This is a genomic window from Streptomyces toyocaensis, from assembly GCF_000725125.1.
Classification (GTDB): domain Bacteria; phylum Actinomycetota; class Actinomycetes; order Streptomycetales; family Streptomycetaceae; genus Streptomyces; species Streptomyces toyocaensis.
In genome coordinates this window covers 1-23839 of the sequence record NZ_JFCB01000046.1, presented here as the reverse complement: position 1 = coordinate 23839, position 23839 = coordinate 1, and the positions used below count along the sequence as shown (strand labels likewise).

At 71.3% G+C, this 23839-nt stretch carries 23 protein-coding genes and 1 pseudogene; 11 read left to right on the top strand and 13 right to left on the bottom strand.

Going from position 1 to position 23839, the window contains the following annotated elements:
- Positions 1-6: 6 nt before the first annotated feature.
- Complete coding sequence (locus tag BU52_RS30490; RefSeq protein ID WP_037940615.1) at positions 7-516, bottom strand: GNAT family N-acetyltransferase; 510 nt, start codon at positions 514-516, stop codon at positions 7-9.
- 178 nt (positions 517-694) lie between these two features.
- Complete coding sequence (locus BU52_RS30485) at positions 695-1195, bottom strand: ATP-binding protein (RefSeq protein WP_051858725.1); 501 nt, start codon at positions 1193-1195, stop codon at positions 695-697.
- 257 nt (positions 1196-1452) lie between these two features.
- On the opposite strand from BU52_RS30485, the gene BU52_RS30480 reads away from it, so the two are divergent.
- Complete coding sequence (locus tag BU52_RS30480; RefSeq protein WP_037940613.1) at positions 1453-1962, top strand: DinB family protein; 510 nt, start codon at positions 1453-1455, stop codon at positions 1960-1962.
- Positions 1963-2129: 167 nt separating this feature from the next.
- Positions 2130-3200: a YwqG family protein gene (locus tag BU52_RS30475; RefSeq protein WP_037940648.1), complete on the top strand. Its 1071-nt coding sequence runs from the start codon at positions 2130-2132 to the stop codon at positions 3198-3200.
- Between the two features lie 117 nt (positions 3201-3317).
- On the opposite strand, the gene BU52_RS30470 is transcribed toward BU52_RS30475, so the two are convergent.
- Together BU52_RS30470 and BU52_RS30465 are read right to left on the bottom strand one after the other, a co-directional pair.
- Positions 3318-3785: a hypothetical protein gene (locus BU52_RS30470; protein WP_037940611.1), complete on the bottom strand. Its 468-nt coding sequence runs from the start codon at positions 3783-3785 to the stop codon at positions 3318-3320.
- An 84-nt stretch (positions 3786-3869) separates the two neighbouring features.
- Positions 3870-4094 (bottom strand): hypothetical protein, encoded by a 225-nt coding sequence (locus BU52_RS30465; protein ID WP_037940610.1) that lies wholly within the window; start codon positions 4092-4094, stop codon positions 3870-3872.
- 322 nt (positions 4095-4416) lie between these two features.
- Between BU52_RS30465 and BU52_RS30460 the strand changes: the two genes are divergently transcribed.
- Together BU52_RS30460 and BU52_RS30455 are read left to right on the top strand one after the other, a co-directional pair.
- The gene (locus tag BU52_RS30460) at positions 4417-5310 is read left to right on the top strand and encodes a helix-turn-helix domain-containing protein (protein ID WP_037940608.1); all 894 of its coding nucleotides are present in this window, start codon (positions 4417-4419) and stop codon (positions 5308-5310) included.
- Positions 5307-5492, top strand: a complete 186-nt coding sequence (locus BU52_RS30455) for a DUF397 domain-containing protein (protein ID WP_037940606.1) — start codon at positions 5307-5309, stop codon at positions 5490-5492. The genes BU52_RS30460 and BU52_RS30455 overlap by 4 nt, the downstream gene beginning before the upstream one ends.
- Positions 5493-5623: 131 nt before the next feature.
- Here BU52_RS30455 and BU52_RS30450 read toward each other — a convergent pair whose 3' ends face one another.
- From BU52_RS30450 to BU52_RS30435, 4 genes are all read right to left on the bottom strand, one after another.
- Positions 5624-6232 carry a dihydrofolate reductase family protein gene (locus BU52_RS30450; RefSeq protein WP_037940603.1) on the bottom strand — a complete coding sequence of 203 codons (609 nt, stop codon included), beginning with the start codon at positions 6230-6232 and terminating at the stop codon, positions 5624-5626.
- Positions 6233-6288: 56 nt separating this feature from the next.
- Positions 6289-7884: a sodium:solute symporter family transporter gene (locus tag BU52_RS30445; protein ID WP_235216463.1), complete on the bottom strand. Its 1596-nt coding sequence runs from the start codon at positions 7882-7884 to the stop codon at positions 6289-6291.
- Positions 7881-8228: a DUF485 domain-containing protein gene (locus BU52_RS30440; protein ID WP_037940601.1), complete on the bottom strand. Its 348-nt coding sequence runs from the start codon at positions 8226-8228 to the stop codon at positions 7881-7883. The genes BU52_RS30445 and BU52_RS30440 overlap by 4 nt, the downstream gene beginning before the upstream one ends.
- Positions 8229-8432: 204 nt before the next feature.
- Entirely contained in the window at positions 8433-9923 is a 1491-nt protein-coding gene (locus BU52_RS30435; RefSeq protein ID WP_037940599.1) for an AAA family ATPase, read from the bottom strand.
- A 140-nt stretch (positions 9924-10063) separates the two neighbouring features.
- Here BU52_RS30435 and BU52_RS30430 point away from each other — a divergent pair, with 140 nt between their 5' ends.
- On the top strand, positions 10064-10282 hold the full coding sequence (locus tag BU52_RS30430) for a hypothetical protein (protein WP_037940597.1): 219 nt from the start codon (positions 10064-10066) through the stop codon (positions 10280-10282).
- A gap of 2 nt (positions 10283-10284) precedes the next feature.
- On the opposite strand, the gene polX is transcribed toward BU52_RS30430, so the two are convergent.
- Positions 10285-12012 carry a DNA polymerase/3'-5' exonuclease PolX gene (polX, locus tag BU52_RS30425; protein ID WP_037940595.1) on the bottom strand — a complete coding sequence of 576 codons (1728 nt, stop codon included), beginning with the start codon at positions 12010-12012 and terminating at the stop codon, positions 10285-10287.
- A gap of 153 nt (positions 12013-12165) precedes the next feature.
- Between polX and BU52_RS30420 the strand changes: the two genes are divergently transcribed.
- Entirely contained in the window at positions 12166-13305 is a 1140-nt protein-coding gene (locus tag BU52_RS30420; protein ID WP_051858724.1) for a site-2 protease family protein, read from the top strand.
- A gap of 564 nt (positions 13306-13869) precedes the next feature.
- Here BU52_RS30420 and BU52_RS30415 read toward each other — a convergent pair.
- Entirely contained in the window at positions 13870-14079 is a 210-nt protein-coding gene (locus tag BU52_RS30415) for a hypothetical protein (protein ID WP_037940593.1), read from the bottom strand.
- A 297-nt stretch (positions 14080-14376) separates the two neighbouring features.
- Between BU52_RS30415 and BU52_RS30410 the strand changes: the two genes are divergently transcribed.
- Entirely contained in the window at positions 14377-14571 is a 195-nt protein-coding gene (locus tag BU52_RS30410; protein WP_037940590.1) for a hypothetical protein, read from the top strand.
- Between the two features lie 214 nt (positions 14572-14785).
- Entirely contained in the window at positions 14786-16366 is a 1581-nt protein-coding gene (locus tag BU52_RS30405) for an MFS transporter (protein ID WP_037940589.1), read from the top strand.
- Positions 16367-16634: 268 nt separating this feature from the next.
- Here the strand turns inward: BU52_RS30405 and BU52_RS30400 are convergent, their stop codons facing one another.
- A complete protein-coding gene (locus BU52_RS30400; RefSeq protein WP_037940588.1) occupies positions 16635-18164 on the bottom strand; it encodes a helix-turn-helix domain-containing protein in 1530 nt (509 codons plus the stop codon).
- A gap of 64 nt (positions 18165-18228) precedes the next feature.
- Positions 18229-18435, bottom strand: coding sequence for a DUF4236 domain-containing protein (locus BU52_RS34370; protein WP_078903530.1), 207 nt, complete (start codon positions 18433-18435; stop codon positions 18229-18231).
- A 308-nt stretch (positions 18436-18743) separates the two neighbouring features.
- Between BU52_RS34370 and acnA the strand changes: the two genes are divergently transcribed.
- The 3 genes from acnA to BU52_RS30380 all read left to right on the top strand — a co-directional run bounded on the left by acnA (position 18744) and on the right by BU52_RS30380 (position 23083).
- Positions 18744-21467: an aconitate hydratase AcnA gene (acnA, locus tag BU52_RS30390; protein WP_037940586.1), complete on the top strand. Its 2724-nt coding sequence runs from the start codon at positions 18744-18746 to the stop codon at positions 21465-21467.
- A 122-nt stretch (positions 21468-21589) separates the two neighbouring features.
- On the top strand, positions 21590-21976 hold the full coding sequence (locus BU52_RS30385) for a hypothetical protein (protein ID WP_037940642.1): 387 nt from the start codon (positions 21590-21592) through the stop codon (positions 21974-21976).
- A 12-nt stretch (positions 21977-21988) separates the two neighbouring features.
- The gene (locus tag BU52_RS30380) at positions 21989-23083 is read left to right on the top strand and encodes a caspase, EACC1-associated type (RefSeq protein ID WP_051858723.1); all 1095 of its coding nucleotides are present in this window, start codon (positions 21989-21991) and stop codon (positions 23081-23083) included.
- A 235-nt stretch (positions 23084-23318) separates the two neighbouring features.
- Here the strand turns inward: BU52_RS30380 and BU52_RS30375 are convergent.
- Positions 23319-23839, bottom strand: a pseudogene (locus BU52_RS30375) (GH92 family glycosyl hydrolase); the annotation flags it as partial.

Sequence of the window (23839 nt, the reverse complement as noted above, 5' to 3'; positions counted from 1 at the left end):
CGCCCCCTACGGCAAGTCCTTGTGCATCAGCGTGCACATGGTCTCGTACCGGAGCAGTGAGCCGTCCGGCGCCTGGACGTCCCAGGCGTCAGGTCGACGACCGTGGGCCAGGTAGCCCAGTCGCTCGTACAGGGCCCTGGCCCGCGGATTGCTCTCCTCCACCGCGAGCTCGGCCCTGTGCAGGCCGCGTGACCTGATGCGATCCTCCGCGGCCCGGATGAGCATGGTGCCCAGACCACACGACTGCAGGGCCGGGAGTACCGCAAGCTGCCAGAGTGTGCCTGCGCTGGCCGTGACCTGGTAGTCGATGCCTCCGATCGCCACCGGAACATCGGCCGGGGTGCACAGCGCCAGATAGTCCACATCCCCCGCAGCCGCGCGCACCAACTCCCTTTCCACCTGCATCAGATGGGCGGTCGAGCCGGACCACGTACAGGCCGGCAGGTCAGTGGGCGTCAGGTCACGGACGAGGAGTGGCACGACAACCTCGGCCACCCCGGTACGAGGAAGACTCATGCGCCTATCCGATCACCCCAAGGAGCCTGCAAACCAGCGGATTTCGCGTGCAGGCCGCTGCCACGTGGTGAGATCCGCGGCCGCCGCGACGTCTCACAGCCCTCGTCCATGTGGGCCATCAGGGCGAGCAACGCTGAGGCCAGTCCAAGCAGGGGGTGGCCGTTCTCATGAAGCGCCATCAGTGACGACCAGCAGTTACGGGACAGTCCTCAAGGACGGGTGGCGTCGGAGCCGCAACGCAGCTTGCTGACAGCTCCGCCCGGACGGTCTTGCCGCTGGGCGGGTAGGGGACGCAGTCCCAGTGGTCGGCGAGGGCGGTGACGAGGGTCAGGCCGCGTCCGGTGGTGCTGAGTGGGTCGGACGCGGTGTCCGTGGGGCGGGGGAGCGGGCGGAGGTCTCCGCGGGCGTCGCTGACCTCGATGCGAAGGCGGCCGGCCGACGGGTCCACGGTGAGCGTGAGCCGGAAACAGCGGCCGGGCACGCGCCCGTGCAGGACGGCGTTGGCGGCGAGCTCCGCGACGACGAGTTCGGCACGCTCCGTGAGGTCCTGCGAGGCGCCCCGGGAGCGCAGTTCGGTCACCGCGAGGAGCCGGGCGAGACGGGCGCCGCGCCGTGTGGACGACAGCAGCTGGGTGAAGGTGCCGGCGGGGGCGCTCACTTGGGGTGTCGCGTGGTTCATGGCGTCAGAGTGGCGGTCCGGTGCGGGCGGGGGCGAGTGCCGCGCCCCGTACGGAGAGCAGGCGTACGGAGGGGGAGGCGGGCGGTACGCCGGATTCCCGCGACGCTGTGAGAGGAACGCGGGAAGGCGGCAGAAGGTTCCCGCGTTCGGCGGCCTCCGTGGGAACAGTCAGGTCCGGTCGACGGTCCGCGTGGGGGGACGGCCGACGGAAGTGAATACTGGCACCTCGACGCAGGCACGGACGAGAGGTACGACCAGTGACCGGCGACCACCGCACAGGCCCGCCCAGGTTCGGCAGCGAACGCGACATGCTGCGAGCCTTCCTCGACTACCATCGCGCGACCCTCGCCATGAAGTGCGAAGGGCTCACCGACGAGGAGCTGCGGCGGCGGTCGATGCCGCCGTCCACGCTCTCGCTGCTCGGGCTGGTGCGGCACATGGCGGAGGTGGAGCGTGCGTGGTTCCGCCGGGTGTTCGAGGACCACGACGCACCCATGGTCTGGTCCGACGAGATCGACTTCCAGGCGGCGTACGACGCGAGCGCGTCGACCAGGGACGAGGCGTTCGCGGCCTGGGAGGCCGAGGTGGAGCACTCGCGCCGCATCGAGCGGGAGGCGGACTCCCTGGACCGGGCCGGGTATCAGCCGCGATGGGGCGAGGAGGTGTCGCTGCGGATGGTGATGGTGCACGTGCTCCTGGAGTACGGCCGCCACAACGGGCACGCGGACTTCCTGCGGGAAGGTGTCGACGGGACCGTGGGCGCCTGAGCCCGCGGGAGCCGTACGACCTGCGGCGACGTCTTGACGCCGGCGAGTGGAAGGCGGGCGAGGGGTTTCCGGGAACCGTGGCCGTCGCCGCCGAGTACGACATCGGCCGTTTCACCGCCGATCGAGGTGGCGGGGGACTGTCGGTGGCGGATGACAGGATCACCGGCATGGTTTTCGTACGTACGACTCCGCCGCGGCCTGTCGACGTGACCGCGGTCTTTCCCGAACTGGCTCCACTGGCGCGTCCCGCGATCCGGCTGCACCCTCGTCCCGGTTCGCCTTCGGTCGGGGACAGCTCGGTCGGGGGACCGTTGCTGTGGCCGGCCGAGGAACCGTGGCCGCACTGCGAGGGCGAGCACCCGGACAGCGGGTTCCGCCAGTCGCCAGCAGAAGTACGGCTGACGAGGCGCAGACTGGCCCGGCTACACCGTGATCCCGATGGTCCGGAGTTCACGCCCGAGGAGGAGGCGATCAGGGAACGGGATGCCGCGAGGCACGCGAAGCGGTTCGACGCCGGTCCTCCCCGGCCCGCGGAGTGTCCGGTCCCCCTGTTGCCCGTGGCTCAGCTGTACCTGCGCGACGTACCCCTGCTGCGGCCGCCCGGAGAGGCCGATCTGCTCCAGGTCCTCTGGTGTCCCTACGACCACGAGCCGGACTGGAAGCCCGCGACCGCGGTGTTCTGGCGGTCCGCCGCCTCGGTCGTCGATGTCCTCGCCACGCCACCGGAACCGTACGAGGCCAACTACCCGGGCTATGTGCCGGAGCCGTGTCTGCTGGCACCGGAAGCGGTCACCGAGTACCCCAACAGCCTGGATCTGAGTCCGGAGTTGAGGCAGGCGGTGGCGGACTGGAGCAGATGGCAGGCGGCCGGTGTGGACGTGGACAGCTCGTACGCGGAGGATCCGGCGGAGTTCTACGACGGCAATCTGGCGGACGCTCCCGGCTGGAAGGTCGGAGGCTGGCCGCCGTGGGGCCGCACCGACCCGTACCACCGGTACTGCGCTGTCTGCGACGCCCGGATGGTCCCGCTGCTGACCATCGCCTCCTTCGAATGGGACGGTGGTGAGCGACGCGGCTGGGCGCCGTACGAGGACAGGGACGCCGCCTACGCCGCCGGTCACCGTGCCGGCCAGTCCCCCGCGCAGCCGACGAAGGTCGAAGTGGGCAGCACGGACAACATGCAGCTCTACGTCTGCCCGGCCTCTCCCGAGCATCCGCACACCGACCTCATCCAGTGAACTGCCGGGCCTGTCGCACCCTCCCGTGTGCCCACCGTCCGGTGGCCCCTCGACTCCCGGCTCGGCTCGCTCGCGGAAGCCGGGGCGCCCGCGCGGTACGGGAAGACCCCGGCTCGACTACGCGCACGGGCAGGGCAGTTCGGGGAGCGCGCGGTTGGGGGAGCACGTGACCAGGGCCAGGGTGAGGTACGAGGGGCGTTCGAGGTAGCGGCCGTACGAGATGTCGGCGCCCGCGCGCAGGCGTTCGGCGGCGGCGTCCACCAGCCGGGCCAGGCGTGCGGTGTCCCGGTCGTGCTCCGCCGCGAACCGCGGGGCGTACTCGGCCAGCCGCTCACCCAGCCAGGCCGCCGCCTCCTTGGCCTCCTCCCAGGAGCCCCGCACCAGCGAGCGGGGCTTGACGAGCCAGTACGCCGTCTCCAGCGGCGGGAGGTCCGACGTGCGGAACTCCGCGGCCACCAGGCGGTAGCGCTCGATCAGTTCCGGCCTGCTTCCGGCCGGGGGCGGGTCGGGGTGCGGGGGCCGCCGCAGTGCCTCGTCGTCGAAGCGCACCTTCGGGCCGGTCCAGAGGTAGGCGTGGTGGTGCATGGGCTGTTCCCGCTTCGAGAAGCGCCGGCCGGACGCGGGAGGGCCCGGTCCGGCCGGCGGTGGGAAGGGAGGGGGAGGGGAGGGTCAGGCGCCGAGGCCGAAGCGCGCCGGGTCGATACCGGCCGCGTCCAGCTCCCCGGTGGTGAAGCGCAGCGGCTGCGCGCCCGGCCGCTTGCTGTCGCCCAGGGCCCAGGCGTTCTCGCCGATCCGGGCCAGGGTCACGCACCCCTCGGTGCAGGGGCCGCCGCACGCCTTCGTGAAGGAGGCTCCGCTGATGTCGAGCGCGTAGAGGTTGGTTCCGTTCTGCATGACTGCACCTTCCAGCTCGTCTGACGCGGCCGGGCCCGGCCGCCGCCGCCCGTGGTGGGCGGGAGTGCACGGATGGGGCGGGCCGCCTGGGTGTTTCCGCAGGTGAGCGGCGGACACGGGCCGCCTGTCCCGGATCTCCGTGACCTCAGAGTGGCGGTCGGACGGGGGCTGGGACGAGTGTGGCACCCCGTACGGTGAGTCAGCGTACGGACACGAAGAGTGGACGGTACGTCTGATGATCCGTCAGTCTTGGGGTGGACACGGGCGGCGTGAGAGACGGCCGTCGCGGTGCGGTGCGGAGGAGTGAGGAAAGGGGTGGCGGATGGACGTGGTCGGGGTTGAGGGGGAGGCGGCGGCCGGGGGCGCCGGCGGTGCGCGGGCGATTCCGGCGGGGGAGTGGGAGCGGGAGCCGCATCCGTCGGACAGCTTGCGGACGTTCGGGGCGGTCGTCCAGGCGCTGCGTGAGCACGCGGGGCTGAGCCGGGCGGACCTCGGCGCTCGGGTGCAGTACTCCAAACACACGGTTGAGTCGGTGGAGTTGGGGCGGCGGATGCCGGACGAGGCGTTCGTGGAGCGGGCGGAGGAGGCCCTGGGTAACACCGGCGCGCTGCGGAAGGCCGCGCGGCATCTCACGCGGGGGGAGGCGGGGCTGGCTGCGTGGTTCCGGCGGTGGGCTCGGCTGGAGCGGGAGGCGGTGAGCCTGTGCACGTACGAGTGCCGGTTGGTACCGGGGTTGTTGCAGTCGGAGGGCTATGCGCGGGCCCTCTTCGAGAACCGGATTCCGCTGCTGACGGATGAGCAGTTGGAGGCTCAGGTCGAGGCGAGGATGGAGCGGCAACGGATGCTGCACGAGCGTCCGACGGTTCCGTTCCACTTCATCGTTGAGGAAGCGGTCCTGCGACGGAGGCTGGGCGGCGCCGAGGTACGGCGCGAGCAACTGGACCACGTTCTGGAGCACACGTCGCCTCGCAACGTGACGTTGCAGATCATGCCGCTGGAAGCCGAGTACCACTCGTGCATGGACGGGCCTCTGCGCCTGTTGGAGACCCCAGAAGGGCGTCGACTCGCATACTCGGAGGGCCAAGAGAGCGGACGGCTGATTGGCGACTCGAAAGAGGTGAGAGTCCTCCAGCAGCGCTATGACACACTGCGGTCGCAGGCCCTGCACCCCGAAGATTCCCGGGCCTTGCTGGAGCGACTGCGAGGAGAGGCATGAGCACGACGGAACTCGCCTGGTTCAAGTCGAGCTACAGCGGTAGCTCGGGCGACGACTGTGTGGAGGTCGCCGTCACCGAGCAGGCCATCCACGTACGGGACTCCAAGGACGTGACCCGCCCGGCCTTCGCCGTCGGCCGCGAAGGCTGGGGGCAGTTCGTACGGTTCGCGTCGGAGCGCTGAGCGACGTGAGGGCGTGCCGTTCGCTGAAGCGGCGGACGGCACGCCCTCACCGCGTTCGGGAGCCCTTGGTCTCGCTCGTGGGGCCGTGGCCGAGGGCCGCGCGGTTGATGAATTGACGGCGTCGTGCGCCCTCACTCCCCGAGCGCGGCGACGGCCTCCTCGTACCCGCCCGTCGGGGGCGCGGTGTCGGGTCCGTACACGAGGTTCAGCACGCCCGTGGTGAACGTCTGCGAGCGCAGCAGCCTCAGCGGGATCGACGGCTCGCCCTCGTCGAACAGGCGCATGCCCTTGCGCACGGCGACGGGGTGGACGAGGAGGTGCAGTTCGTCGAGGAGGCCGGCGGCCAGGAGCTGCCGGACGACGGAGACCGAGCCGCTCAGCGCGATGTCACCGCCCGGCTCGCTCTTCAGCGCGGCGGCGACCTCGGCGACGTCACCCCGGGCCTGCTCGGTGTTCCGCCAATCCAGGTCGAGCCGCCGACGTGAAAAGACGATCTTGCGCAGGTCGCCGAGCCTCTTGGCGAAGCCCGCCTCCTCGCCGCCCGCCGCCTCCCGCTCCGGCCAGGCACCGGCGAAACTGTCGTACGTCACGCGTCCAAAGAGCATGACGTCCGCCGTCCTCAGGCTCGCGTCGACGGCCACCCCCATCTCGTCGTTGAAGTACGGGAAGTGCCACTGGTCGGGCGCCTCGACGACGCCGTCGAGCGAGATGAACAGGCTGGCGGTGATCTTCCTGGGCATGGTGTCCTCCGAATCCGGGTGCGTGTACCGGATATGACCGTGCCACCCACCGGAAATCATCGGTGGGCGGCACGCGGACGGTTCATCCGGTGCCCAGTTCCCTGCGGTGCTCCGGCCCCGGCACGCCGCCCCCCGGCCCCGCGCGGGTCCGTGACGCTGCCCAGCCAGCCCAGCAGGAATCCGGCCGGCACCGTCACCAGGCCCGGGATCGTCACGTCCCAGACCCTGAAGTCGTGCCCCGGGAAGATCGACTCGGGGGTGCCGGACGCGTACGGGGACAGCGCGAGCGCCGCGACGCTCAGCGCCGTCGCCCCCCACAGGCACCACAGCGCGCCGCGGGCGGTGAACCCGGGCCAGTACAGGGCGTACAGCAGGACGGGCGCGAGGGCCGCCCCGCAGACGGCGAGCCAGAGCGTCGAGACGACCACCAGGTTCCAGTCGGCGGCGACGACGGCCACGACCGCGGCGACCGCCCCCGTCAGCGCCGCCGACCACCGGGGCGCGGCACCCTCCGCCGCGCCCTCCGGGCGTCTGCCGGACGCACCCAGCACGTCCCGGCCCAGGGCGATGCCGGCGGCGAGAGTCACGTCCACCACGGCCGCGAGCGCGGTGAGGAACAGGACGCAGGCCAGGGCGGCGACCAGGATGCCGCCGCCGTCGAGCGCCCGCCCGAGCACCAGCGGCGTGAACACCTGCGCCACCGGACCGGCCTCGCGCAGCGCCTCGCCGACGAGGGCCGCCGCGCCGACGCCGACGACGGCGAGCGCGCCGTACAGCAACGTCAGTTCACCGAGCATCCAGCGGCCGACGGTCCGGGCGCCGCGCGGGCTCTTCGTCGAGATCGCCCGCATCAGCACGGCGGGCATCGCCAGTGTGGCCATCGACATCCCGAAGGTCTGCCCGATCCGGTTCACGGCCCCCACCCACCCCTCACCGGTGTAGCCGCCCGGACGCAGGTACGCCTCACCCGTCCGGGAGCCGCGCGCGGCGGCGTCGAGCAGCCGCCCGGGGTCCCACCCGAAGCGGTGGAGCACGAGCACCGCGGCGACCAGCAGCACCGGCAGGGCGATCGCCGACTTCACGATCATCACCACCCCGGTGCCCCGGATGCCGCCGCTGACGGCCAGCGCCGTCATCACGCAGCCGATCACCACGATGCAGCCGGTGCGCGCGCCGGGCTGCCCGATCAGCGCGGCGGCGACGTTGCCGACCACCACCAACTGCACGACCAGCAGAGGAAAACAGACCAGCAGGGTCACCGCGCCCCACGAGACGCGTACGGCGGGCCCGCCGCTGCCGCGCGCGTCCAGCAGGTCCGCGGCCGTCAGCGAGGCGTGCGCGCGCAGCGGTTCGACGATCAGTACGAGGAGCAGCACGACCCCGATCAGGCTGCCCAGCATGACGCCGAGGCCGTCGAAGCCGGACGTGGCGACCATGCCCACCAGGACGGTGACCGTCGCGACCGTCGTGGTGTCGCCGCCCATCGCGATGCCCTGCTGCCAGGAACGCAGCCGGCGGCTGTCGGACCGGACGAGAGCCCGGTCGTCCTCGTCCGCGCCCGTGACGATGCACAGCATCAGGCAGATCACCACGAAGACCGAGAACACGGCGAAGACGAGGGAGCGGGACGAGGGATCGAGGAGCGTGGTCACGACCACCTCCGGACGCCCGGCCGCGGTGCGGACCGGCCGAGCCGGTCGACCCGCCGCCCGTACGCCACCAGCGCGTGCACCGCGACGGCGCAGGGCACCACGGCCAGGAGCAGGCCGAGGCTCACCGGCCCGGCGATCCGCGTGCCGTACACGGCAGGCACGAGGGCCGCGGGCAGCACGTAGAGCAGCCAGGTGACCGCGATCCGGACGCCGAGCCGCAGCCCGACGGCCAGTCGTGCCGCCTCCCCGTCGTCGTGCTGCTCGTGCTCCGCCGGGCGGCGCGCGCCGGCTACGGGCGTGTCGTGGTGCGGCGGCCCGTGCCAGGGCCGCGGTCCGAGGGACATGTGGGTGGCTCCGCTCACGTCGGTCCGGCACCCGGCAAGGGGTGCGCGTACGGGTGTGGGGGTGGGCGCGGAGTCAATCAGACGCCGGAGCGGAACCTGCCGCCCCGCGCGCAGATCTGTTCCCGCGCCCAATCCGGAGCCGTCCGGACGGTGAACGGGCACTGGCTGACCGGAAGTGTGTCCTCGCTGCCGCCACCGCGCCGGTCACCCCCGGTACAGCCGGTCGAGGCCGACGAGCACCACCTCTCCGCCGGCTTCGGCCGCACGGAGGGCGGCGGTGAAGCCGACGCCGCTGTAGCAGGCGGGGCGGGCGCGGGTGACGTCCTCGCCGTCGGCGGCGAGCCGTGTGAGGAGCCGGCGGACGTGCCCCAGGTGCCGCAGGTCCATGACCTCGTCCCAGCGCGCCAGCCCCACCGACAGCAGAGGCCCGGAGCGGGCGCCCGCCCGGCCGCGTACCACCACGTCCGCCTCCAGCTCGCGACCGGCGTGGTGTCCGGGATCGGACAGTGAGCCGTGAGCCGCCGTCGCGGGGTGCGCGCCGAACACGGCCTCGCCGGCGTGGTCCACCACCCAGTCCCGGCAGATCTGGGCGAAGTGGGGGCCGGCCACCGCGGAGTCGAAGACGGGACGGGCGCGCCGCCAGACCTCGTCGGCGTCCCGCTGTTCCAGCGCCGAACGCCAGGGCCGGACGGCCGCGTGTTCGAAGGCGAGCAGCGGCTCCGCGATGCGCAGCCGGACCAGGTTCGGCCGGAAGGCGTCGGGTTCGCCGTGCAGCAGACCGTTCGCCCGCAGGAGCGTCAGACAGTGTGAGGCGTCGGTGAGCGGCGTGCCGAGACACTCGGCGATCGTGCCCGGGGTCCGGCAGCCCGTGGCGATGGCGGAGAGCGCGGAGTGGCACAGCGCGCGGTCCCCGTGGTCGGTGTCCTCCAGCAGCAGGTGATGCGGCTCCAGGAACAGGGGAGTCCGTGGGTTCAGGACGGTTCTGCACACCCAGGCGTCGAAGTCGCCCGGCCCGCTGGGGGTGTCGTCCGCGACGTAGGCCCGGTAGGCGGGGGTGCCCCCCACGACGGCGTGGACCAGCAGGGCGAGACGGGGGTCGTCGATGCCCCAGAACCGTGCGGCCTGCCGGAAGTCGAGCGGACGGAGGGCGAGTTCCAGCTCGGCCAGTCCGTGCAGTGGCGCGGCCGCGCCGAACAGCCGGTGCATCATGGGCAGGGAACTGCCGCTGAGCAGCAGGCGGGTGCCGTTGGCCCGCCCGCTCTCGCGCAGCCGCCGGTAGGCGCCGTGCAGGGCGGAGGGGAGCTCGGGGCTCTGCCGTACCAGGTCGGGGAACTCGTCGAGGACGACCGGCACGGGCCGCCCTCGCTCACCCAGCGCGAGCAGCGCGTCGACGGCGTCCTCCCAGCGGAGCCGGTGACCGGGCGGCGTTTCCCCCGTGTACCGGGCGAGCTCGTCACCGAGGCGGCGCAGGGACTCGTCCCGGGCCGCCGGCTGCGCCCCGAAACGGAAGCCTCCCAGGGTGGCGGTGAGTGCGTTCAGAAGGTGTGTCTTTCCCTGTCGCAGTCGTCCCGACACGACACCGAGCCCCGCATCGGGCCGGTCGTCACGGGCGAACTCGACGAGCGCGTCCCACTCGGCGTCCCGGTCGAAGACCGTCCCGGGTTTCGCGGTGCGGGAAACGTCGGACGGCGACACGGCTGCTCCCCTCGCTCGGCGGCGTCCCTGTCCCCAGTACAACCTCGAACGCCGGACGCCGCGACACGCGGCCGGCCGACGGGGCATCCTGCGGCGTCACCCGGATTGCGGCAGGTCGTGGCCGGGGCGACGATGGAACGGTGACTCAACGTGCACCCGTGGTCGTGCATCCGCCGGGACCGGACGGCGGACGGCACGTGACGATCCGCGGGGAGCAGGTGGGTACGGCCCATCACCTGCTCGACGTCCTGGAGCTTCTGCGCCGTCACGGTCTGCCGGAGGCGCACGAGGGACTCGAAGATCCCCACCTGGTCGAGTGGCGCGGCGGTGACTCCAGGATGTGGCGCGAAGGGGCGTAGCCTCAGTCCGTCCGGTCCTTGCGCAGGAACCGGCGCAGTCGCCGGAGCGGCCACGTGTTGATCACGTCGTCCGGGGTGAGCCAGCCACGCTGCGCCGTGCCGACCCCGTAGCGCAGGTATGCGAGCTGGGGGATCGAGTGGGCGTCGGTGTCGACGGCGAACCTCGCCCCGTGGTCCTTGGCCCGGAGGATGTCCTCGTCACCCAGGTCGAGGCGGTCGGGCTGGGCGTTGATCTCCAGGGCCGTGCCGGTGCGGGCGCAGGCGGCGAAGACCTCGTCGAGGTCGGCGTCGACACCGGGCCGTTTGCCGAGCAGCCGGGTGGTGGGGTGACCGATGACGTTGACGCGGGGGTTCTCGCAGGCGCGGACGAGCCGCCGGGTCATCGCCCTGCGGCCGACGTTGAAGTGGGAGTGCACCGCGGCCACGCAGAGGTCGAAGCCCTGGAGGAACGCGTCGGGCCAGTCCACCTCCCCTCCGGGACCGATGTTGAGTTCGGTGCCGTGCAGCAGTCGCATTCCGTGGTGCCGGCCGTCCAGTGACCGCACCCGCTCGCGCTGGGCGAGGATCTTCTCGTCGGTCATGCGCTGCATGTACAGGTTCGGCGCGTGGTCGGTGACCGCGTAGTAGGCGTAGCCGCGCCCGGCGGCCGCCGCCACCATCTCCTCCAGCGGGGTCAGGCCGTCGGTGAGGTCGGTGTGGGTGTGCAGATCACCGCGGATGTCCCGCTCGGTCACCACCCGGGGCAGCTCGCCGCGCAGGCCGGCTTCGATCTCCCCCCGGTCCTCACGCAGGGTGGGCGGGATCCACGGCAGGCCGAGTCTGGCGTACACCTCGTCCTCGGAGCGGGAGGCGACCCGTTCGCCGCCGTCGGCGTCGAACAGGCCGTACTCGGAGAGCTTCAGCCCCAGGTGGACCGCGATCGTGCGGGTGCGGATGTTGTGCGCCTTGGAGCCGGTGAAGTACTGCATCCCGGCGCCCCACGCGTCCGGTCGCACGACACGCAGGTCCACCTGAACACCCTCGGCAGTCCGGACCGAGGTCTTCTTCCCGCCGTGGACGATGACCTCGGCAGTGGAGGGCAGTTCGGTGAGGGCGTCCATGAACGGGGCCGACCGGCGGGCGGCGACGAGGACGTCGATATCGCCGACGGTCTCCTTCATGCGGCGCAGCGAGCCGGCGTAGGCGCAGTGCTCACAGCCGGGGATCCGGGAGAGCTCGGCGACGACGTCCTCGGCGGCCTCCATGGCCGTGCTCAGCAGAATCCGCCCTCTCGACTGCCGCATGAGGGCGATGCCGTGCAGGATGTTCTCCTCGGTCTTCTCCCCGAACCCCCTCAGATCGCGGAGCTTCTCCGCCGTGATGGCGTCGGCCAGCTCGTTCACCGAGGAGATGTGCAGGTTCTCGTAGAGCGCCATCGCTTTCTTGGGGCCGAGGGTCGGGATGGTGATGAGCTGCCGCACCCCCGCGGGGATCCGGGCCCGCCTCTCGTCGACGACCGTGACATGACCGGTGCGCAGGTACTCGACGACCTTCTCGGCGATCGAGGTGCCCACGCCCGGGATCTCCTTCAGACCCGCGGCGTCCAGGTGGGAGACGTCGGCGGGGTAGCCACCGATCGCACGCGCGGCCTTCTCGTAGGCGCGCGCCTTGAACGCTTCGCCTCCGGTGATGGCGATGAGGTCCGCGTACTCCTGAAGGAGCGCCTCGACCTCGTCGTTGGGCCGGACCACGTCTCCCAGTCTAGGAACCGGCGTGTGCGGCGTGCCAGCGCGGGACCGGACCGCCCCACGTCCTCACGTCCTCCAGCGCGCGGACCCGTCGGGCCGAGGGTGTACTGGGAGAACGGCTGTCCGCCGGTCGACCGGGGAAGCAGGGAGAGCGCTGTGCGTGCGACGTTCGTTCTGGGCCGGATCGCCGGGGTCCGGGTCGGCGTGCACTGGAGCGTCCTGTTCATCTTCGGCATCATCGCGTTCGGCCTGGCCGAGGGACGCCTCCCGGAGACGTACCCGGGGCGTGCCTGGGCGGTGTACTGGGCGGCCGGCCTGTGTACCGCCGTGATCTTCTTCGCCTCCCTCCTCGCGCACGAGCTGGCGCACGCCGTCGTGGCCCGGCGCAACGGGGTCGAGGTGGACGACATCGTGCTGTGGCTGCTGGGCGGAGCGGCCCGGCTCAGGTCCGAGGCGTCCAGCCCCGGCAGGGAGCTGAGGATCGCCGGTGTCGGCCCCCTCGTCAGCCTGCTCCTGGGCGGAGTGTTCACCCTCGCCGCCTGGCTGCTCGACCTGGCGTCCGTGTCCGGGGTCGTGGTGGAGATGGCCGCCTGGCTCGCGGGCATCAATGTGCTGCTCGCCGTCTTCAACGCGCTGCCCGCCGCCCCGCTCGACGGCGGCAGGCTGTTGCGCGCGTTTCTGTGGTGGCGCACGGGAGACCGCCTGCGGGCGACCGCCGGCGCGACCGCGGCGGGGCGGGTCTTCGGGTGGCTGCTGGTCGTCCTCGGCATGGTCGCGTTCCTGAGGACCGGCACGTTCGGCGGTCTGTGGCTGGCGCTGATCGGCTGGTTCCTCATCACGGCCGCCACCGCCGAGGGCCGGCAGGCCCAGCTGCGCGGCGTGCTCGCCGGTGTCCCCGTGCGGGACGCCATGACGCCCGACCCGCTCACGGTTCCCGCGGCCACGACGGTCGCGGACTTCCTCACCGGTACGCGTTACCGCTACCGGCACTCGGCGTTCCCGGTGACCGAGGACGGGGCGCCCGCCGGGCTGGTGACCCTCGACAGCGCCCACAAGGTGCCGCAGGCCGCGGCGCACACCGTGACGGTGCGGGACGTCATGGTGCCGCTGTCGCGGACCACCGTCGCCGAGCCGGACAGCCCGCTGGCGGATCTGCTGCCGCGCATGGAGCCGGGAGCCGAGAACCGGGTCCTGGTCCTGGACCACGGCAGGCTCGCCGGAATCGTGTCGCTCTCGGACGTCAGCCGAACGGTGACCTGGCTGATGAACACCGACGAGCAGCGCCCCGGCCCGTGACCCGTGGCCGCACGGCGGGCAGGACGCCGCTCGGATCCGGCCGGCCGGCCGCCCGCCCGCCTCCCGACCACGCGCCGGGCTCGGTGCCTGGGGGGCCATGCCGGGAATCACGCCGGTGGAAGAGACCGCGTGCGTCGCGCTTCCGCGTCGGTCCGCGCGCCGGAGCCTCCGGGCTCTGCGCGGGGCAACGGGTAGCGAAGGTGGCGACCCCGCCCGGCATCGTCCGCACCCCGTAGGGATGCCCGAGCGGGCCGACGTGTACGAGGGTGTCCTCGCGTCGGAGGCGCGGCCGGCCTCGGACGCGGAGGCCGGCGCAGCGGTCCCGTCCGGGCGTCGGATGCGGCGCCCCCCCTGCGGCGACGGGCCGATCCGCTCTGTGCCTGCCGGCGCGCCACCGCGCCGGTGCCACCGCGCCTCCTTCGCCTTCGGACCGCTGCCCCCGCACACCGACCGATCGGAGGCGAGGGTGTCGGCGACCCGGGCGAGCGCCGTGCGGCTGCCGGGCCGGGCCGGACGCCGGCCACGACCGGCGTCCGGCCCGCACGGTGCACCGCGGCCGAGCGGCTACAGCCCCTGGGACAGCAGAAGTTCGTGGGCGAGTCGTGCGCCGCGTGCCGCTTCCTCGGGGGAAACGTCCTGCGACGGGATGTCCTCGAGGCCACGGGCGAGGACCCGGACGGCCTCGGCGAGGGTCGCGACCTGTGCCTCCAGTTGGCTCAACCGGTCCTCCGGTCCGGGCGTGGCATCGGATGCGTCGGAACGGGGCTGCGTCATGATCGTGCCTCCTTTCGAGGCGGTGACATCACGCTGATCAGCCGCGGGGGAGCACTACCTGCCGGTCACCGCTCATAGCCAGTAAACAACGGTCGCCCGGCGCCCGCAGCGAACGGGCCCGCCGGGCGTACCGCCGGGCCTTCTCATCGGCGGGGTCGCGGGCCGAAGGGCACCCGCAAGCCCGCTCCCGGCTCGCGTACACGCAGGTCAGGAAGGGGGTGAGGGTTGGCTCCTGCGGACCTTCGGATGTCCCGGGAGAGACCCGTGAGCGCCGCGACCTGCTGTGATGGGTGTGCAATGGCCGCTGACCTGCGCTCCTGTGCCGAGCGGCCTGTCGGACGAGCCCGGCGGGCGAAGGTACAGGAGCTGATCGAGCGGCTCATCGCCGAGGGCCGCGTCCGGTACGCGGTCGCGCTGGCACGGAAAGTGATCCAGAACCACTTTTCAGCCGTCGCCGCACCGCAGTCCTGCAGCGGCCCTCTGCGGCTGTGATCTCCAGGCGTACAGAGAGATCCGCTCCGCCGCGCGCCAGGGCACGGCGGAGCTCCCGTAGGAGCGCATCGGCAGCATGCGCGACCGCGTTCTGGCGAGTTGATCGCCGGGCGGCGCGTCAGGCGCGCTGCCACCCGACGGGGTTGTTACTCTCCGTGCGCATGCGGGGAAACACGGACAGCCGACGGAGAGGGCACGAAGCCGGAGCATCGCCATGAGCGAATCCCCTTCCAGCAGCCCCGCCGTCGCGCACCGGTGGGTCTCACTGATTGCGATCTGCACGGCTGCAGGGATGGTCTGGCTTGCGTTCGGCAACCTCGGTGTGGCGATCCCGCAGATCGCCGACGAGTTCAGCGGCGACCTGTCGAGCTTGCAGTGGGCGAACAACGCCTTCAGCCTCGTCACCGGTGCCCTCGTGATCACCGCCGGCAAGTTCGGTGATCTCTTCGGCCGCCGCCGGATGCTTCAGGTGGGCACGGTGCTGCTTGCTGCCTTCTCCGTGCCTGCCGCGCTCGCGCCCGACATCGGATGGCTGGTCCTCGGCCGTGGTCTCATGGGCATCGGCGCTGCGCTGATTCTGCCGGCCTCGCTCGCGCTCATCCCGCCCGAGTTCTCCGGAAAGGCGGAAACCACCGCGTTCAGTGTCTGGCAGGCGGTGGCCTGGGGCGGGCTGTCCGTCGGGCCCGCGCTCAGCGGGGTCATCACGGACGGCCTCGGCTGGCGCTGGCTGTTCTGGATCAACCTGCCGCTCGCTGCGATCACTCTCGTGGTCGTCCGGGTCACGACTCCGGAGTCCCGCGACGAGAAGGCCGGTCACACGATCGATTGGCTGGGGCTGGCATCCATCGTCCTTGCGGTCTTCGCACTGTTGTACGCGCTCACCGAAGGGCCGAGCCTGGGATGGGGCAGCCCGCTGATCGTGGCGCTGTTCGTGGCAACCGTGGTGCTGTCGGTCGTGTGGTGGTTCGTCGAACGCCATGTGAGCCAGCCGCTCGTGGACCTGAAGCTGTTCAAGATCCGGGCCTACAACGGCGCGCTCGCGGCCAATCTCACGATGAACTTCACCTTCGCCGGGATGAGCTTCCTCCTCGTGCTCTGGCTGGAGAACGCACGCGGCTACAGCGCGGTGGAGTCCGGGGTGCTGATGCTGCCCGCCACCGTCGGGGTCTTCCTCTTCATTCCGCTCGGCGGCAGGCTGGCGATCCGGCGGGGCGGACGGCTTCCCGCGGTGGTGGGGCTCGTCGTGGCCAGCGCCGGCCTGACTCTGCTCGGTTCTCTCGGTACGCGCAGTTCGACGGAGTACCTCGCTGTCGCACTCATCGTCGTCGGGCTCGGTCTGGGGTTGGTGAGCACCCCGGTGGCCAATACGACCGTCGGAGAGGTCCCGATCGACCTTGCGGGCACCGCTGCCGGTGTGTTCAAGATGTCCAGCATGCTCGGTGGCGCCCTCGGGGTCGCCGTCCTCACCGCGGTCGCCAGAGAACTCACGACGAGAGACGCGGCCTCTGTCGTCGAGGCGTCGGGGCTGACTCCGGCGGACATCTCCCAGTTCCGCCAGGCATTGGTGAACTCCTCGTCCTTCCGGGAAGCGATCGCCTCACTGCCGCCCGACCTCGGGCGCACCGTGCAGCAGGCAGCCGTCTCGGCGTTCTCATCCGGTGTCGCCGACACGATGGCGGTCGCGGCCGTCCTCACCTTCGTCGGGACGGCGGCCGTATTCCTCCTGTGGCCCCGCCGAAGCAAAGCCGACGCCACCGTCGCCGGGCCCGGACCAGAAGACCGGCCAGAACCGTAGGGGCGCCTTTTTGGATCCCGCAGGCAATTCTCATAGCCCGATCCCCTGGGAGGACAGGGGGTCCCTCTACATCGACACGAAGAAGAACTGGAAAGACCTCACCTCGTCACATCAGAAGCTCCAGAGCCTCCAAGGCGTCAAGGTTCGCATGCAAGGTCACGCTGACCGATGCAAGACCACGTGCAGCTGGAGCTGACTTGTGCACCAGATCAGATGGCATGTTGCGGTGTTGTGCCCCTTGCCTCCAAGGGGCACAACACCCCGCCGGTCAGATGTCCCGGAAGATCTCGATCTGAGCCCCGATCGAGTTCAGCCGCTCCGCCAGGTCCTCGTAACCGCGGTTGATGACGTACACGTTGCGCAGGACGGACGTGCCCTCCGCCGCCATCATCGCCAGCAGGACGACCACCGCCGGGCGCAGGGCCGGCGGGCACATCATCTCCGCGGCGCGCCAGCGGGTCGGTCCCTCGACCAGGACGCGGTGCGGGTCGAGGAGCTGGAGGCGGCCGCCGAGGCGGTTGAGGTCGGTCAGGTAGATGGCGCGGTTGTCGTAGACCCAGTCGTGGATGAGGGTCTGGCCCTGGGCCACCGCCGCGATCGCCGCGAAGAACGGCACGTTGTCGATGTTCAGGCCCGGGAACGGCATCGGGTGGATCTTGTCGATCGGCGCCTCCAGCTTGGAGGGCCGGACGGTGAGGTCCACCAGGCGTGTGCGGCCGTTGTCGGCGAAGTACTCGGGCGTGCGGTCGTGGTCGAGTCCCATCTCCTCCAGGACCGCCAGCTCGATCTCCAGGAACTCGATGGGGACGCGACGGACCGTCAGTTCGGACTCCGTCACCACGGCCGCGGCCACCAGGCTCATCGCCTCGACCGGGTCCTCGGAGGGGGAGTAGTCGACGTCGACGTCGATCGTGGGCACGCCGTGCACGGTCAGGGTGGTGGTGCCGATGCCGTCGACCTTGACACCCAGCGCCTCCAGGAAGAAGCACAGGTCCTGGACCATGTAGTTGGAGGAGGCGTTGCGGATGACGGTGGTGCCGTCGTGCCGGGCGGCGGCGAGCAGCGCGTTCTCGGTGACCGTGTCGCCGCGTTCGGTCAGCACGATCGGGCGGCCGGGGGCGACGGAGCGGTCGACCACCGCGTGGTACTGGCCCTCGGTCGCGGCGATGTCCAGGCCGAACCGGCGCAGCGCGATCATGTGCGGCTCGACGGTGCGCGTGCCGAGGTCGCAGCCGCCGGCGTACGGCAGCATGAAGCGGTCCAGGCGGTGCAGCAGCGGACCGAGGAACATGATGATGGAGCGGGTGCGGCGGGCGGCGTCCGCGTCGATGGCGGCCAGGTCCAGCTCGGCCGGGGGCACGATCTCCAGGTCGACACCGTCGTTGATCCAGCGGGTGCGCACGCCGATGGAGTGCAGCACCTCGAGCAGGCGGTAGACCTCCTCGATACGGGCGACGCGGCGCAGCACCGTGCGCCCGCTGTTGAGCAGCGAGGCGCACAGCAGTGCCACGCACGCGTTCTTGCTCGTCTTCACGTCGATGGCGCCGGAGAGCCTGCGGCCGCCGACCACGCGCAAGTGCATCGGTCCGGCGTAGCCCAGGGAGACGATCTCACTGTCCAGTGCTTCGCCGATACGGGCGATCATCTCAAGGCTGATGTTCTGGTTGCCGCGCTCGATGCGGTTGACGGCGCTCTGGCTGGTGCCGAGCGCCTCGGCGAGCTGCGTCTGCGTCCAGCCGCGGTGCTGCCGGGCGTCACGGATGAGCTTGCCGATGCGTACGAGGTAGTCGTCTGCCATGGGGCTGAGGCTATCTCAGATATGAGATGGCACCTCTTGGGGGGTCCATTCGGGTGACGTGACGTCAGTGTCCGCCGCTGCGACGGGTCCGGGTGGTCCGGCGCCATCCGAAAGGTCCGGGCAAATCCATCGATGTCGTACGACGCCCCGTGCTGCTCCGTGTGTGGCGGGGGCCGTTCTTGCCACCCGTGGTGATGGACCACGAACGCTTGTTGATGTTCAGCCGTACTCCAGGAAGGATCCGGAAGCTCTTGCGGAACGTGAGCGGCATCGCTGCCTTCCTCTCGGTCGTGTCTTCGACTGACTCCGTCTTGGTCGCTTACCCCGCTCGGGCGTCCTGATGGCATCCGGGCCGGCTCGGCGGGAGGGTGGAGGGAGGGAGGAGGGCGCGCCGGGGTCCGGGCATGACCATTCGGGCCCGGTGTACTAGAGTTATCTCGACATCGAGATATCTGCCGAGGAGCACCGCAGCCGCCACCCTGGTGAGGGTTACCTTACTTAGCCTTACCTCAGCGGACCGGCCAGGGCGGCGTGGCGGCAGGATGCGGTGGTACGCGCACATCAATGAAGGAGACTGTCGTGTCGGCGAACAGCTTCGACGCCCGCAGCACGCTGCAGGTGGGCGACGAGTCGTACGAGATCTTCCGGCTGGACAAGGTCGAGGGCTCCGCGCGCCTTCCCTACAGCCTGAAGGTGCTGCTGGAGAACCTGCTCCGCACCGAGGACGGCGCCAACATCACCGCCGACCACATCCGTGCCCTGGGTGGCTGGGACTCCCAGGCGCAGCCGTCGCAGGAGATCCAGTTCACGCCGGCGCGCGTGATCATGCAGGACTTCACCGGCGTGCCCTGCGTCGTGGACCTCGCCACCATGCGCGAGGCCGTCAAGGAGCTCGGCGGTGACCCGGCGAAGATCAATCCGCTGGCCCCGGCCGAGCTGGTCATCGACCACTCCGTCATCGCCGACAAGTTCGGCACCAACGACGCCTTCAAGCAGAACGTCGACCTGGAGTACGGCCGCAACCGCGAGCGCTACCAGTTCCTGCGCTGGGGCCAGACCGCGTTCGACGAGTTCAAGGTCGTCCCGCCGGGCACCGGCATCGTCCACCAGGTGAACATCGAGCACCTGGCCCGCGTCGTCATGGTCCGCGACGGCAAGGCCTACCCCGACACCCTGGTCGGCACCGACTCGCACACCACCATGGTCAACGGCCTCGGCGTCCTCGGCTGGGGCGTCGGCGGCATCGAGGCCGAGGCCGCCATGCTCGGCCAGCCGGTCTCCATGCTGATCCCGCGCGTGGTCGGCTTCAAGCTGACCGGTGAGCTGAAGCCCGGCACCACCGCCACCGACCTGGTGCTGACCATCACCGAGATGCTGCGCAAGCACGGCGTCGTCGGCAAGTTCGTCGAGTTCTACGGCGAGGGCGTCGCCGCCACCTCCCTGGCCAACCGCGCCACCATCGGCAACATGTCGCCGGAGTTCGGCTCCACCGCCGCGATCTTCCCGATCGATGACGAGACGCTCAACTACCTGCGTCTGACCGGCCGTTCCCCGCAGCAGGTCGCCCTCGTCGAGGCGTACGCCAAGGAGCAGGGCCTCTGGCTGGACCCGAAGGCCGAGCCGGACTTCTCCGAGAAGCTCGAGCTGGACCTCTCCACGGTCGTCCCGTCGATCGCCGGCCCGAAGCGCCCGCAGGACCGCATCGTCCTCGCCGACGCCAAGGCCCAGTTCGCCCAGGACGTGCGCAACTACGTCAAGGACGGCGGCGACGTCGACGAGGCGAGCAAGGAGTCCTTCCCGGCCTCCGACGCCCCGGCCATCTCCAACGGCGCCCCCTCCCACCCGGTCGAGGTCACCGCTCCCGACGGCACGACCTACACGCTCGACCACGGCGCGGTGACGGTCGCGGCCATCACCTCCTGCACCAACACCTCCAACCCGTACGTCATGGTCGCCGCCGCGCTGGTGGCCAAGAAGGCGGTGGAGAAGGGCCTGACCCGCAAGCCGTGGGTCAAGACCACCCTCGCCCCGGGCTCCAAGGTCGTCACCGACTACTTCGAGAAGGCGGGCCTGACCCCGTACCTCGACAAGGTCGGCTTCAACCTCGTCGGCTACGGCTGCACCACCTGCATCGGCAACTCCGGCCCGCTGCCGGACGAGGTCTCCCAGGCGGTCAACGAGCACGACCTCGCCGTCACCTCGGTGCTCTCCGGCAACCGCAACTTCGAGGGCCGGATCAACCCCGACGTCAAGATGAACTACCTGGCGTCCCCGCCGCTGGTCGTCGCCTACGCGATCGCCGGTTCCATGACGGTGGACATCACCCGCGAGGCCCTCGGGTACGACCAGGACAACAACCCGGTCTTCCTGAAGGACATCTGGCCCTCCGAGGCCGAGGTCAACGAGGTCGTGGCGAACGCCATCGGCGAGGACATGTTCTCCAAGTCCTACTCCGACGTCTTCGCCGGTGACGCCCAGTGGCAGGCGCTGCCCATCCCGACCGGCGACACCTTCGAGTGGGACGCCGAGTCCACCTACGTCCGCAAGCCCCCGTACTTCGAGGGCATGGGCATGGAGCCGGCCCCGGTCGAGGACATCTCCGGCGCGCGGGTGCTGGCCAAGCTGGGCGACTCGGTCACCACCGACCACATCTCCCCGGCCGGTGCCATCAAGGCCGACACCCCGGCCGGCCAGTACCTCACGGAGCACGGCATCGAGCGCCGCGACTTCAACAGCTACGGCTCGCGCCGCGGCAACCACGAGGTCATGATCCGCGGTACGTTCGCCAACATCCGCCTGCGCAACCAGATCGCGCCGGGCACCGAGGGCGGTTACACCCGCGACTTCACCCAGGACGGCGGTCCGGTGTCGTTCATCTACGACGCCTCCCGCAACTACATCGAGCAGGGCGTCCCGCTCGTCGTCCTGGCCGGCAAGGAGTACGGCTCCGGCTCGTCCCGCGACTGGGCCGCCAAGGGCACCGCGCTGCTCGGCGTCAAGGCCGTCATCGCCGAGTCCTACGAGCGCATCCACCGCTCGAACCTCATCGGCATGGGCGTCCTGCCGCTGCAGTTCCCGGAGGGCCACACCGCCGAGTCCCTGGGCCTGACCGGCGAGGAGACCTTCTCCGTCTCCGGAGTCACCGCGCTCAACGAGGGCACCACCCCCCGCACGGTGAAGGTCACCACCGACACGGGCGTCGAGTTCGACGCGGTCGTCCGCATCGACACCCCCGGTGAGGCCGACTACTACCGCAACGGCGGCATCCTGCAGTACGTGCTGCGCAGCCTGATCCGCAAGTAGGCGACCACGCAGGACAGTTGAGGGCCGCATCTCCGCACCGGGGATGCGGCCCCCGTCGTCGCCCCCGTTGTACGCTGACAGCTCAGCGGATGACGGGGGTGGCGGTGGGCCGCACGGAGCGCATGCATCTTGTCCTGGCCGGCGGCCGGGACGCCGACCAGGAAGAACTCGACGAGCTGACACTCCAGTTGCGCGAGCGGCTGCTCGAACTGGACGTCGACGACGTCGAACCGATCCGCTCCGGGGACGTGCCCGCCGGGGCCAAGCCGGTCGACGCGTTCGCCGTCGGCGCGCTCGCCGTGACCGCCGCTCCCTTCGCGCTGCGCGCGGCGCTCGACCTGGTGCGGACCTGGATCGAGAACCGCCCGGTGCGCACGGTGAGCATCACCCTGGGCGAGGACAGCCTGGAGCTGGAGGCCGTCTCCTCCGCCGACCAGCAGCGGCTGATCGAGGCGTTCCTGGCCGCGCGCGCCCCGGAGCCGGACACCGGCACCGGGCAGGGGGACTGAGGGGCGTAGGACGTGTCCGCAGGTCGTTACGCACTGCTCGTCGCGACGGGCCGGTACGAGAACGAGGACCTGGGACGGCTGCGCTCGCCCGCCCGCGACGCCGAGGAGCTCGCGGACGTGCTGCGGGACCCCCGGATCGGCGGCTTCGAGGTGACCACGGTCCTCGACGGCCGCCACCACGAGGTGACCCGGGCCATCGAGCGCTTCTTCCTCGACCGCCGCAGGGACGACCTGCTCCTGCTGCACCTCTCGTGCCACGGTCTGAAGAACAACAACGGCGAACTCCACTTCGCCGCCGGGGACACCGACCGGCGGCTGCTCGCCTCCACCTCCGTCCCCGCCCTGTTCGTGCACCAGCAGATGCGCGCCTGCCGGGCCCGGTCCATCGTCCTGCTCCTGGACTGCTGCTACAGCGGTGCCTTCCTGGCCGGCGGGAAGGGCGACACCACCGTCCACGTCGGGGACGAACTGGCCGGACACGGACGGGCGGTGCTCACCGCGACCAACCGCACCGAGTACGCCTGGGAGGGCGAGCGGATCACCGAACTGAGCCCCGAGCCCTCCCGGTTCACCGGATCCCTCGTGAAGGGCCTGCGCACCGGCGAGGCGGACCGCGACCGGGACGGCCTGATCGGCGTGCACGAGCTCTACGACTACGTGTACGAGGAACTGCGGGACTCCGGTGCCGGGCAGCGTCCGCAGATGTGGGCCGAGGTGGAGCACCGGGTCGTGGTGGCGAGGTCGGTCCGGCAGGCGCTGCCTCACGCCCCCGGGAACGAGGCGCCGGCCCCCGCGCCCCCGCCGCGGCCCGCCCCTGCCCCCGCGGGGCCCCCGCCCACGCTCGCGGCGCTCCTGCCGCTCACCGAGGCGCTCGCCGGCCTGCCGTGCATGGAGGACGCGCCCGGACGGCAGCAGTTCGCCACCGCGCTGGGGCAGTTCCTCGCCCGGCGGATCGATCTGCGGGGCGTGCGGCAGCGCGAGGACGTGGTCGCGATCGTGCGCACCGCGCTGCGGCAGGAGGGCGGGGAGATCGCCCTGCTGTCGACGGTCGAGCTCTTCGAGGGAGCGGCAGCCGCGGCCGAGGTGAGGCACCGGCTCCCGCCGTGAGGCACCGGCTCCCGCCGTGAGGCACCGGCTCCCGCCGTGAGGCGGCCGTCCGGCCCGACCCGGCCCTGCCACTACCGTTTACAACGGCGGCGGGGGACGTTACCTTCCCTACCACGGGTGGCGTGGGAGCGCTCCCAAGCTTCGGTGGACCGGAACCCGCCGTCGGCGGCGCTCCCACCCCGCCCGTGCGAAGGGCGGGTCCGGGCGATGCCCGGACCCGCCCCGTGAGCCGGCGTCAGCCCAGCAACTCCACCTCCGACAGCGCCCCCTCGGCGGTCAGCACCAGCCGGTAGTGGCCGTAGGCCTTCGGCGTGCCGATCGAGAAGGCGCGCGTCTGGCGGTCCCAGCGGAAGGACTCGTCCGTCCGCCGGTCCAGGTCAGTCCACGTCTCCCCGTCGGCCGAGCCCTGCAGCACCCAGCCCGTGGGCGCCTCGGTGTGGTCCGCGGAGGTCAGCGTGTACTGCACGGCCTCGGTGCCGTCGGCGACGGGCAGGTCCACGGTGGATACCGTGGCCCCGGTCGCCGACGTGTCGTCGAACAGCTCGCCCTCGCCCTTCAGGGCGTCCTCGCGCGGCGTGGGCACCTCGTCGTCCTGGGTGATCGACACGGGTGCCGCGTTCTTGCCGGTGCCCCACGCGGACGGACGCGGGCCCATGTCGAACTCCAGGACCCCGCCACGGGCGACCAGCGAGTGCGGCAGCGACGTGGACGTCCACCGCTCGCCGTTCACCTTCAGCCCCTGCACGTACACGTTCC